The organism is Rhodococcus sp. EPR-157, from assembly GCF_001647195.1.
Classification (GTDB): Bacteria; Actinomycetota; Actinomycetes; order Mycobacteriales; family Mycobacteriaceae; genus Rhodococcoides.
In genome coordinates this window covers 1-10,648 of sequence record NZ_LVCV01000446.1, presented here as the reverse complement: position 1 = coordinate 10,648, position 10,648 = coordinate 1, and the positions used below count along the sequence as shown (strand labels likewise).

Annotated in this window: 12 protein-coding genes and 1 pseudogene; 5 read left to right on the top strand and 8 right to left on the bottom strand. The window is 64.1% G+C overall.

The features are described 5' to 3' along the window. Positions 1-153: 153 nt before the first annotated feature. Complete coding sequence (locus A2J03_RS20765) at positions 154-1,185, bottom strand: ABC transporter substrate-binding protein (protein ID WP_068377800.1); 1,032 nt, start codon at positions 1,183-1,185, stop codon at positions 154-156. A 364-nt stretch (positions 1,186-1,549) separates the two neighbouring features. On the opposite strand from A2J03_RS20765, the gene A2J03_RS20760 reads away from it, so the two are divergent. Beyond that, the gene (locus A2J03_RS20760) at positions 1,550-2,632 is read left to right on the top strand and encodes a 3-deoxy-7-phosphoheptulonate synthase (RefSeq protein WP_068377798.1); all 1,083 of its coding nucleotides are present in this window, start codon (positions 1,550-1,552) and stop codon (positions 2,630-2,632) included. Here A2J03_RS20760 and A2J03_RS20755 read toward each other — a convergent pair. Continuing rightward, entirely contained in the window at positions 2,629-3,252 is a 624-nt protein-coding gene (locus tag A2J03_RS20755; RefSeq protein WP_068377797.1) for an alpha-ketoglutarate-dependent dioxygenase AlkB, read from the bottom strand. The genes A2J03_RS20760 and A2J03_RS20755 overlap by 4 nt on opposite strands. A gap of 97 nt (positions 3,253-3,349) precedes the next feature. On the opposite strand from A2J03_RS20755, the gene A2J03_RS20750 reads away from it, so the two are divergent. Beyond that, positions 3,350-3,775, top strand: a complete 426-nt coding sequence (locus A2J03_RS20750; protein ID WP_068377807.1) for a VOC family protein — start codon at positions 3,350-3,352, stop codon at positions 3,773-3,775. Here A2J03_RS20750 and A2J03_RS20745 read toward each other — a convergent pair. Continuing rightward, the gene (locus tag A2J03_RS20745; protein ID WP_068377795.1) at positions 3,772-4,224 is read right to left on the bottom strand and encodes a hypothetical protein; all 453 of its coding nucleotides are present in this window, start codon (positions 4,222-4,224) and stop codon (positions 3,772-3,774) included. The two genes, A2J03_RS20750 and A2J03_RS20745, sit on opposite strands and share 4 nt — an antisense overlap. Before the next feature lie 137 nt (positions 4,225-4,361). On the opposite strand from A2J03_RS20745, the gene A2J03_RS20740 reads away from it, so the two are divergent. Beyond that, on the top strand, positions 4,362-4,706 hold the full coding sequence (locus tag A2J03_RS20740) for a hypothetical protein (protein ID WP_068377805.1): 345 nt from the start codon (positions 4,362-4,364) through the stop codon (positions 4,704-4,706). Here A2J03_RS20740 and A2J03_RS20735 read toward each other — a convergent pair. Further along, positions 4,703-5,719, bottom strand: coding sequence for an AraC family transcriptional regulator (locus tag A2J03_RS20735; RefSeq protein WP_068377793.1), 1,017 nt, complete (start codon positions 5,717-5,719; stop codon positions 4,703-4,705). The genes A2J03_RS20740 and A2J03_RS20735 overlap by 4 nt on opposite strands. Next, positions 5,716-6,900, bottom strand: coding sequence for a pyridoxal phosphate-dependent aminotransferase (locus tag A2J03_RS20730; RefSeq protein ID WP_068377791.1), 1,185 nt, complete (start codon positions 6,898-6,900; stop codon positions 5,716-5,718). Before A2J03_RS20730 ends, A2J03_RS20735 begins: the two co-directional genes overlap by 4 nt. Positions 6,901-6,982: 82 nt before the next feature. Between A2J03_RS20730 and A2J03_RS20725 the strand changes: the two genes are divergently transcribed. Next, on the top strand, positions 6,983-7,597 hold the full coding sequence (locus tag A2J03_RS20725; protein WP_068377804.1) for a carboxymuconolactone decarboxylase family protein: 615 nt from the start codon (positions 6,983-6,985) through the stop codon (positions 7,595-7,597). 43 nt (positions 7,598-7,640) lie between these two features. On the opposite strand, the pseudogene sigJ reads toward A2J03_RS20725, so the two are convergent. After that, positions 7,641-8,480: pseudogene (sigJ, locus tag A2J03_RS20720) on the bottom strand (RNA polymerase sigma factor SigJ); the annotation flags it as partial. 42 nt (positions 8,481-8,522) lie between these two features. Here sigJ and A2J03_RS20715 point away from each other — a divergent pair. Further along, on the top strand, positions 8,523-9,509 hold the full coding sequence (locus A2J03_RS20715; protein WP_068377787.1) for an LLM class F420-dependent oxidoreductase: 987 nt from the start codon (positions 8,523-8,525) through the stop codon (positions 9,507-9,509). Positions 9,510-9,522: 13 nt separating this feature from the next. Here A2J03_RS20715 and A2J03_RS20710 read toward each other — a convergent pair whose 3' ends face one another. Both A2J03_RS20710 and A2J03_RS20705 read right to left on the bottom strand, forming a co-directional pair. Continuing rightward, positions 9,523-10,191, bottom strand: coding sequence for a DUF3239 domain-containing protein (locus A2J03_RS20710; protein ID WP_197480891.1), 669 nt, complete (start codon positions 10,189-10,191; stop codon positions 9,523-9,525). Between the two features lie 48 nt (positions 10,192-10,239). Next, on the bottom strand, positions 10,240-10,648 hold a 409-nt coding region (locus A2J03_RS20705; RefSeq protein WP_269455229.1), incomplete at its 5' end, for a helicase-related protein.

The window sequence follows — 10,648 nt, the reverse complement described above, 5'->3', positions numbered from 1 at the left end:
GTGGTCGCCCGCGATGCGGAGTACAGCGCGAAGCACACCTGGCGATCGAGTGCGAGTTCGTTGGTCACCTCAGGAACAGTAGTGCACGGTTAAGTTGTGTGCAACCTATCCGGGAAGAAGCCGGTGCGCGCGACTGGGCACGCACCGGGGGAGTCAGCGAGTCAGTGACTCGGACAACCCGTCGAGCACGATGTTTGCGGCGGTCGGGCCGGCGTTGAGGTACCAGGGATCATCATCGACCGTCACGATGTGACCCTCGGTGGAGCTGCTCATTCCGGTCCACAGCGGATTGGTCGTGTACGTCTCGGCGCGCGAGCCTGTCTCCGACGTCTGGCTGCCGACGAAAACCCAGTCGGCGTTTGCCAATTGAATCTCCTCCTCGCTGAAGTCCTGAGAAGTCTTGTCGAACTGCTGGCTTTCGGGCCGAGCAAGATCGGCATCCCAGGCGATGTATCCGGCGAACGACGGAACTCCGAACACACGGGCGCGGTCGGCGGTGAATCGGACGAACGAAACAGTCGGCTTGTCGGCACTGACCTGCTGGCCCAGATCCTGTGCCCGCGTGACGAAATCGTCGATGAACGACTGTGCTTGTTCGGTACGGCCGAGAGCGTCCGCCAGCAGCAGGAAGTCCTGCTTCCAGTTCACTCCTGTGCCCTCGGTGAGCACAGTAGGTGCAATAGCGGACAGTGTGTCGTAGCTGTCCTCGGATGCCGCCTTGTTGGCAAGAATCAGATCCGGTTCCAGTTCGGCGATCGCTTCGAGATTCGGGGCCTGACGGCTACCCACGTCGACGAAGTCGGCGAGTTCGTCGCTGTACTGCGGAAATTCGCGAGTGATGTAATCGGGAACGAGAGCCGCCCCATCGCCGTATGCGACGCCGGTCGGTACGACTCCCAGTGTCAGTACCGCATCGAGTTGCCCGGTCGCGATGACGACTATGCGTTTCGGTTCGGCGGGGATTTCGGTGCTGCCTCCGAAGTGGCCGACGGTGCGGGGAAAGACGCCGTCGTCGACGCCGGGCGAGCCCATGCCGTCGGGAACGCCGGTCGGTCCTGGGGATTCGGCTACCGCTTCGGATGTGCTCGTGGTGACAGGTTCTTCGGTCAGTGTGTCACTGGAACTGCACGAGGCCACGAGTGCTGCGGTGGCGATGACGGACAAGATGATCGATGTGCGTTTCACGGGGCCTCTTGAATCGGGAATCATACTGAAAGTAAGGAAACGCTATCCTGTGCTGAATGGATAGACAACATTTGCGCCTCCGGCCCCAGTGGCGCGGTTGAGTGCACTCCCGCACACTCAACCGTGCCACTGGGCCGGAGGCCCACGGTCGGGCCGGCGCCCGAGGCCCACGCTGCACTCGAGAAGAGGCGTGCTACCGTCGTGCCCATGCAGCGCGCATATTTTTGGTTTAGCAGGCCGGCCCCGGGTGGGTCAGCCAGCGACGCCGTGCGCTGAAACCCCCACCCCACGAGCCGGATACAGACCGGCTCGACGCGCGCGTGGAGCTCTGCGAGAGCCGGTCTGAGAAAGTAGACAACTTCTCATGACTATCGACATCACCCCCATGGATACAGATCTCGACGATCAGCGCACTATCAGCATCAGTCCGCTGGTGGCGCCGTCGTTGCTGCGTCGCGAACATGCGGCCGACGACGCGGTGTCCGCGACGGTTCGCCGTGGGCGCGCCGGCGTCGTCGACATCCTCGACGGCCGTGACGACCGCCTGATCGTCATCGTCGGACCATGCTCGGTGCACGACACCGCTGCGGCGATGGACTACGCACGCAGGCTCGCGGAAAAGGCCGTCGAGCTGGGCGACCGCCTGCACATCGTCATGCGTGTGTACTTCGAGAAGCCGCGCACGACGCTGGGCTGGAAGGGCCTGATCAACGATCCTCACCTCGACGGCTCGTTCGACATCAACGAGGGGCTGCGCGTGGGGCGCCAGCTACTCGTCGACATCTCCTCGCTCGGTTTGCCGGTCGGATGCGAGTTCCTCGACCCGATCACGCCGCAGTACATCGCCGACCTGGTCAGCTACGGCGCCATCGGTGCTCGCACCGCCGCCAGCCAGGTTCACCGGCAGCTCTGCAGTGCATTGTCGATGCCAGTGGGAATCAAGAACTCGACCGAGGGCGACGTCCAGGTCGCGGTCGACGGCACCCGCGCGGCCGCGTCGAGCCACGTGTTCCCGGGCACCGATCTCGACGGCCAGGCGGCTTTGATTCGGACCACCGGCAACCCTGACTGCCACGTCATCCTCCGTGGCGGAACCGACGGGCCGAACTACGACGCAGACTCGGTCGCCGACACCGTCGCCCGGCTGCGGAAGTCCTCGCTGCCCGAACGTGTCGTCATCGACGCCAGCCACGGCAACAGCCGCAAGGATCACAACAAGCAGGTCGACGTGGTCACCGACCTGTCCGCGCGTATCGCAGCGGGCGAGCCCGGAATCGTCGGCGTCATGCTCGAGAGCTTCATCGAAGAAGGTCGACAGGACTTGACCCTCGGGCGCAAGGACGAACTCACCTACGGGCAGTCCATCACCGACGCGTGCCTCGACTGGGCTACCACCGCAACGCAACTCGACGCTCTCGCCGCAGCAGTGGAGAGGCGCAGGATCTAACGTACTCCGCGCGGCCGGAACTGCACGCTCACGCGTGGGCCGGTCGCGCGGATGCTCTTGGGAACGGCATGTTCCCAGGTTCGCTGACACGAACCGCCCATGACGATCAGATCTCCATGTCCGAGAGTGAACTTCAGCGACTGCCCACCTCCTCGCGGCCTGAGCATCAATTGCCTCGTCGCGCCCAGGGATACGATCGCGACCATCGTATCTTCGGTGGCGCTGCGGCCGATGTTGTCGCCGTGCCACGCAACGCTGTCGGATCCGTCTCGGTAGTAGCACAATCCGGCGGTAGCGAACTCCTCGCCGAGCTCGGAAAGGTAGTGCGCATCGAGTGCTGTCTTGGCGTCGACCATCGCAGCGTCCGGCCACGGTTCGTTCTCCGAGTAGAACCTGACGAGCCGAGGAACATCGACGACTCGGTCGTACATCTGCCGACGCTCTGCCCGCCAGTCGACTTCTCCGACCAGCCGGTCGAACAGGTCCACCGAACTGGCCCATCCAGGCCGTACGTCCACCCAAGCCCCGTCGCTGAGCTCGCGTCGGGTGACGGATGAGCCCAGGGGTCCGAAGTCCGAGTCCTCGTCGGTGAACAACGAACCCTGCACTTCGACACTCATGGCGGCAAGTCTAGCCCCATTCGAACGTATGTTCCAGTGTGGGGAAATGTCGGCTGACTCCAGGCGACATGTCGGTGTCGGGTCCTATCGTGTCCCCATGGGCTACGACATTCAGGTTGTGATCGACAGCGAGAACCCTCACCAGCAGGCGAAGTGGTGGGCAGCAGCTCTGCAGTGGCAGGTGGAGCCGTCCGACAGCGACTTCATCCGCGGCCTCGTTCAGGCCGGACATGCCAGAGAAGAGGACACCCTCGAGTTCGACGGCCAGCTCGTCTGGAAGATGGGCGCGGCCATCACGGACCCCGAAAGACCGGGGAGTCCGCGGGTGTTGTTCCAGGCGGTGCCGGAGTCCAAGACGGTCAAGAACCGGCTGCACTTCGACATCCGGGCCGGCGACGAACGGGAGGCCGTCGCGCAACAACTGGTCGACGCGGGCGCCACAGTTCTGCATCGTGGCCAGGTCGGGCCGAGTACGTGGATCACGATGACCGACCCCGAAGGCAACGAGTTCTGCGTGGGCTAGGTGTGATGACCACGGGCGGGAGAATCCGCCGCCGCGCTCCGAGTCAAATGCCATCCAACCGCTGTCAGTAGTACGCCCACCAGGCCGAACGCCACTTGCAGAATGTGGAACTCTCTGATGACAGCTATCTGACCCACGATCCACACGATGAGAAGCAGTCCCGCCGTCGTCGTGATCAGCGCCGCCCGGGGAATGACTCTCCAGAGCGCCAAAGCTGCAGCCGTCGTCGGCACTCCGACCACGAGTGCAAGTGCGACGCCGGCCAGGACGATACTGTCCCAGGGCAAGCGTTGTGGGACCTCACTGCCCAAAGTGGTTCCGCCACCGATGAGTCCGATCGCTCCGGCGAACGCGAGAACTCCGGTCACGGCGGCCGCCACCGCCGCGATGTTCGACCAGGTGCGGTTGGTGACTCGTGGTGACCGTGCCTTGTTGTGTGTTGTGTGCATTGCCCCTCCTCGTCGATGACTGATCCGCCTGTACCACTCAACGGCAACGACGAGGGCGCCCAATAGGGTCGTTCGACTCCCCGATCTGTGACCGTCGACCGCGGCCCGCGATCATCCGTCGCGTGCACACTTCTTTCATGCCGGACACGTCATCGAGTCTTGTGATCGGAATCGAAGAGGTGGGTGCCCACCAATGGTGGAAGGCCCTACTCGCGACACTCACGTCGCAGTCAGGTGCCGCGTACATGCGCTTCGTCGGAGTGGTCGGGAAGGAACCGAGGTACTTCAGCGCAACCTTCCCGGTACCTCGAACCGTGGGCTTCCTTTCACCACGGGACGAGTGGGCGCCCGACATGCGGCACAGTCTGCGCGAGATCGAAAAGCAGGTCGAGAACGACGGGTGGCGACTACTGAGCCGTTCCGAGGACCCATGGAGGCTCGAGTACACGAGGGAAGACAATCGGTTCCCCGACGAGGTCTAGCGGTAGGCCCCCGGCGTTCGGCCGGTCCACCGTTTGAACGCCCGTCGAAAAGCCGACGGTTCCGAGAACCCGAGTCTGCTGGAGATGTCGTCGACGGAATCTCCTCGACTCAACCCGGACACAGCCGCGTCGAGCATTACTTCTTCGCGAATCTGGTTGACCGACGTCCCCTCCTGGCGCAACAGGCGTCGAAGATGGGCGGTACTGACCGACAGCATCTCGGCGATCTCGACGGTCCCCGGGGCTCCGCCGTGCAGACCGAGTTCCAATGCCCGACGAACCTGCGACGATGCAGTGCTGTCGTAATCACGCGCAGTGAACAGTAGATTCGGCGACTCGCGGAGGTAGTTCGCCAGCGTCTCTTCGGTTTGGACTATCGGTGCGCGCATCGCAGCGTTGTCGAATTCGAGCACCGCTGCAGGCGCTCCGTAGGTCACGTGGGTGCCGAACATTCGGTCGTAGAGCTTTCCCGTTGCCGGATCGCCTAGTTCGTAGGGGAGTTCGACGGAGTGAAGTTTCACCCTGCCGCCGATGAGCCACGCAGCGAAGCGATGCACGAGGACCATCCGGAAGTCGGTGAGCAGTTGGCCTGCTACTTCCCGCGCGCTGTCGGGTAGGTGACTGTTGTCTGCCGGTGGGATGGTCAATCGCGTCGACTTTTCGCCGCGGGTGATCAGCATCGGCGGCATCCCCGACAGCACTCGCGTCGTCTCCGACATCCGTTCCATGGCTGCGGACAGGTCCGGACTGTGAATGAGCGTCAGGCAGATGACCCGAAAGCTCCCTCTGCGCATAGGCGTCGAGGACAATCCGAACAACTCGTCGTCGGTGAGTTGCCAGGTTGCCTGGGTGAACAGCGTGACTTGTCTTGCGGTGAGCCGGGAGTGTGGATCCTTCAAGGTCTCGGGTCCGATACCGGCGATCGACAGTGGATAGGACAGGTCGACGCCACCGCTGGCTGCAAGCGAGACTGCTTTGACGACGAAGTCGACGGGGATCGTTCTGGCCGTCATCGGACCGTGGCGAGTGTGTGCAGCCTGTCGGCTGCCGCATTCAGAACTTTGTCCTTCTTGCAGAAGGCGAAGCGTACCAACGTCTTCCATGGATCCGGATGATCGACGAACGCTGCCACCGGTACCGCGGCGACGCCGATTCGGTGCGGGAGCGATCGGCAGAACTCGACCGCATCGCTCTCGCCGAGTGGTGCTACGTCGGCGCACACGAAGTACGTTCCACTGCTGGACTTCACGTCGAATCCGGCATCGGACAGCGCCGCGGACAAGAGATCTCGTTTGGACTGGAGGCTGGACCGCAGCGCGCGTACCCATTCGGCCTCGTGGATGAGCGCGTGCGCCACCGCAGGTTGGAACGGGGTGCCTCCGACGAACGTCATGAATTGCTTCGCGGCGCGGACGGCATCGATCAGATCGGCTGGGCCGAGCGCCCAACCGGTCTTCCATCCGGTGGCGTTGAACGTCTTCGCCGCGCTGGACACGGTGACGGTCCGCTGGAACATGCCGGGGAGGGTGGCAAGGGGTACGTGGGTGGAACCGTCGAAGACGAGGCGTTCGTAGACCTCGTCGGTGAGGACGAGCAGGTCGTGTTCGCACGCGATCTCGGCGATCCGGACGAGTTCGTCGCGCGTCATGACCATCCCGGTCGGATTGTGTGGCGAGTTGACGACCAACAGCTTCGTCCGCGGAGTGATTGCCCGCTCGAGGGCATCGAGGTCGACGGCAAAACCTGAACCGTCCTCGACCAGCGGCACTGTCGTGCGCCTGGCACCGGCGAGCGCGACCGCCGCGGCGTAGGAGTCGTAGTACGGCTCGATCAGCAGAACCTCCTCACCCGGCTCGACGAGCCCGAGGATGGTCGCCGCGATTGCCTCGGTGGCGCCGACGGTGACGAGTATCTGATCTGCAGGGTCGTACTCGAGGCCGTAGTTACGCGTGCGATCGGCGGCGATGGCCTCGCGCAACACCGGCATACCGGGGCCCGGCGCGTACTGGTTCAGCCCGCCGGCGATGGCGTCCTTGGCTGCCGTGAGCATCGACGCGGGGCCATCCGTGTCGGGGAATCCCTGGCCGAGATTGACCGCGCCCGTTGCGACGGCGAGGGCCGTCATCTCGGCGAAAATCGTCGATCCGAACGGTCGTAGACGTTCGACAGTTCGGCTCTGATGCTCCGCGGACATCCTTGCAGCGTAGCTGGTGTCACATTTCCGACCGGCGGCTCGTCGAAGAGAGTAGATGGTCCTACTACTTTCGGGAGAACTCATGTCGCGCATACCGCCGGTCGCCCCGTCCGACGCTGGAATTCTGGTCCGCCTCGCATACCGTGCCGCCGCCAAGATGGTCGGTGAAGTGCCGGAACCGTTCGCGGTGTTCGCCAATCATCCGAAGTTGTTCTTCACCTCGCTCACGCAGGAATTCGCAGCCGACAAAGCGTCGACGACGCTTCCTCCCAGCGTTCGTGAGCTCGCCGTCTACCGGGTCGCCTGGTCGCTCGGCTGCTCGTGGTGCGTCGATTTCGGAACGATGATGCAGCGACTCGACGGCCTCGATGTCGACAGGTTGAAAGAGATCGGCGACTACGTGACGTCGCCGAAATACACCGACGACGAGCGAGCAGCCATCGCGTATGCCGACGCCATGACGTCCACGCCGGATTCCGTCTCCGACGGTCAGGTCGCCGATCTCGAACGACGGTTCGGCCGCGCGGGTGTCGTCGAGCTGACCTTCCAGATCGGCCTCGAGAACATGCGCGCTCGGATCAACTCGTCCCTCGGTATCACCGAACAGGGCTTCAGCTCGGGTGACGCATGTCGGGTGCCATGGGAGAGTGCAGACACTCGGCTCACACCGCAGGCCGAGCTGCCAGGTCAGCGCTGACGCCCGCGAGCTTGGCAGGGTTCGCGAAGTCGTACGACGCCTACACCAGACCGTCGCGGACGGTGAAGCCGCCGGCGCGGGCGGGGAAGCTGCGCTCTCCGGACACACCACGGGAGTAGTAGCCGAGTTGTCCGTTCACCGACGCCGGTGACATCGACGTCAACGACTCGGGACCGTACATCGTCACCAGGCCGAGGTAGAACCGAGCGCACTTGCTCGGGCCGCGTACCACCTGCACCGCAGTGCGAGTGGTGCCGCCGCTGTCGCCGATCATGCGGCAGTCCGGATGCAGCGCGGCGAGAACGCGGTCGAGGTCACCGCTCGCCATCGCAGTCATGAGGCGGGTGACCGCCTCGTCGTGCTCGGCATCGGGCGCGGCGGCAGGTGTCGCGTCGACCTGCTTGCGGGCACGGGACGCCAACTGGCGGGCTGCGGCGGGGGACACGTCGAGAATGGCTGCCACGTCGTCGAACGGCACGGCGAAGCCGTCGTGCAGCACGAAAGCCACGCGCTGGGCCGGGGTGAGTGTGTCGAGTACGACGAGGGCGGCCAGCCTGGTGTCCTCGCGCTGTACGACGAGGTCGAGTGGGTCCGACGACGGAGCGTTCCACACCGATACGACCGGTTCCGGAAGCCATTGGCCGACATAGCTTTCTCGCCGTGACGCAGCCGACTTCAGCCGGTCCAGGCAGATCCGAGCCACGACGGTGGTGAGCCATGCGCGCAGGTCCTCGATCGATTCGACGTCGGAGGCCGACAGTCTGAGCCAGCTTTCCTGGACTGCATCCTCGGCGTCGGCGACACTTCCGGTGACGCGGTAGCCGACCGCGAGGAGATGGCTTCGGTGCGACTGGAACAGTGCGGCGAGCGAGCCTGTGCTCATGGCGCTCAGTCTATTGCCTGGTGCATCGGTAGGATTCCGACCATGCGATTCGGACTGTTCATTCCCCAAGGCTGGCGACTCGACCTGGTCGGTATCGACCCTGCTGCACAGTGGGGCGTGATGCGGGATCTGGCTACCGCAGCGGATTCCGGTCCGTGGGAGTCCCTCTGGGTGTACGACCACTTCCACACCGTTCCGGAACCGACGGAGGAGGCGACGCACGAGGCGTGGACGCTGATGTCGGCATTCGCGGCGTCGACGTCGCGCATTCGTCTGGGCCAGATGTGCACTGCGATGGCGTACCGCAATCCCGCGTACCTGGCCAAGGTCGCCGCGACGGTCGACCTGATCTCCGGTGGACGCGTGGAGATGGGTATCGGTGCCGGTTGGTACGAGCACGAATGGCGCGCATACGGCTACGGCTTTCCCTCCGGCGGGCAGAGACTGGGCGCGCTCGACGAAGGCGTGCAGATCTTCAAGCAGGCGTGGGAGAGCGGGTCGGCCACTCTCGATGGCAAGTACTACCAGGTCGACGGTGCTCGCGTCTGGCCGAAGCCGTTGCAGGAGAACGGTATTCCCCTGTGGATCGCCGGAGGTGGCGAGAAGGTGACGCTGAAGATCGCGGCCAAGTATGCCGATTACACCAACTTCGACGGCACCCTGGAGGGATTTACGCACAAGTCGGAGCTGCTGCGGGGACACTGCGAGACCGTCGGGCGTGACTTCGGAGCAATCGTCCGTTCGGCGAACTACAACGTTGCGATCGGGTCCACCGAAGCGGAGGTGGAGGATCGTCTGAAGCAGCTGCAGGATCGGCTCACGAGGTACGTCGGCGCCGAGAAGGCCGAGGGTGCGCTCGGTGCGTTCCGCGGGCTACCCGGCGTCGGGACCCCGGAGCAGATCGTGGAGAACCTCACCGCGTTGAAGAACGAAGGTCTCGGCTACGGCATCTTCTATTTCCCGGAAGCCGCCTACGACCGCACCGGCATCGAACTCTTCGAGCGGGAAGTCATGCCGGCGCTGAGCTGACTTGGGCGACAGGCTAGCGAAGGTCGTCGGGGAGGTCGTGCGGATCGACCAGCAACTGCTGATTGTCGGCCTCCCGGACCTTTTCCGACAGACCGATGTTGGCCACCAGCAGCGACCATTCCGCTTCGCTGATCTCGGCGGTCGCGCGCTCGATCACCGACATGTCCGTCGTTCCCCACGCGATCGGCATGGGCGATACCATCTGCCAGCTGTCGCTGATCGTGTTCTTGGTGCGGTCGGACAGGACCGAGATCGACGGGACCAACTCGCCCTCGACCAGCTCGTGGCCGGGTAGCGATCTGATGCTTCGCGTGACGAGAGCGTAATGCGGTGAGCTCGCCTCGGGCTTGGCGATGTCGATCAACGCCAGCAGAGTGACTCCGCGAGCGCGTGTCTCGGCAATGACCGCCGGAACCAGGCTCCCGTTCTTGTACAGATCTTCGACGGTGCCGACCTTCCTCGGCGCCCACACCGTGACCCACAGTGAGGTTGCCGCGGTGATCACGAACACCGCACCCAGAATGTACGACCACGGGTGCGCGAGCCAGAAGAACCACGCGGCCGCAGCGATCAACACCACTGCGGTGACGATGGCCGAGGCGCGAAGCCGTCGAACATCGGCCATCGTCTCGTTCACCGACTTGGCGTGGGCTACATCGACAGGGAACTGGAATCGGCGCACATGCCCATTAGTAGCACGCACGCCCCGTGGCGGGTGACACTCCGCAGCTCAGATGGCCGGTCCGAGCATGTCGTCGGCATCGGTGATGCGGTAGGCGTAGCCCTGCTCGGCCAGGAAACGCTGACGATGCGCCGCGTACTCGGCATCGAGAGTGTCCCTGGACACGACCGAATAGAAGTGTGCCTGCCCGCCGTCGTGCTTGGGCCGCAGCAGCCGTCCGAGTCGCTGAGCTTCCTCCTGCCGGGAGCCGAACGTTCCCGAAACCTGCACCGCGACCGACGCTTCCGGAAGATCGATGGAGAAGTTTGCGACCTTGCTGACGACGAGCGTCTGGATCTCGCCCCGACGAAAGGCGTCGAACAGCACTTCGCGTTCCTTGTTCTTCGTCGAACCCTGGATAACCGGAGCGTTCAATGCCTCGCCGAGTTCGTCCAGCTGATCGAGGTATGCACCGATG

Coding starts and splice junctions, on each gene's coding strand:
- A2J03_RS20760 (WP_068377798.1), top strand. CDS start 1,550: ATGACTATCGACATCACCCCCATGGATACAGATCTCGACGATCAGCGC.
- A2J03_RS20755 (WP_068377797.1), bottom strand. CDS start 3,252: ATGAGTGTCGAAGTGCAGGGTTCGTTGTTCACCGACGAGGACTCGGAC.
- A2J03_RS20750 (WP_068377807.1), top strand. CDS start 3,350: ATGGGCTACGACATTCAGGTTGTGATCGACAGCGAGAACCCTCACCAG.
- A2J03_RS20745 (WP_068377795.1), bottom strand. CDS start 4,224: ATGCACACAACACACAACAAGGCACGGTCACCACGAGTCACCAACCGC.
- A2J03_RS20740 (WP_068377805.1), top strand. CDS start 4,362: ATGCCGGACACGTCATCGAGTCTTGTGATCGGAATCGAAGAGGTGGGT.
- A2J03_RS20735 (WP_068377793.1), bottom strand. CDS start 5,719: ATGACGGCCAGAACGATCCCCGTCGACTTCGTCGTCAAAGCAGTCTCG.
- A2J03_RS20730 (WP_068377791.1), bottom strand. CDS start 6,900: ATGTCCGCGGAGCATCAGAGCCGAACTGTCGAACGTCTACGACCGTTC.
- A2J03_RS20725 (WP_068377804.1), top strand. CDS start 6,983: ATGTCGCGCATACCGCCGGTCGCCCCGTCCGACGCTGGAATTCTGGTC.
- A2J03_RS20715 (WP_068377787.1), top strand. CDS start 8,523: ATGCGATTCGGACTGTTCATTCCCCAAGGCTGGCGACTCGACCTGGTC.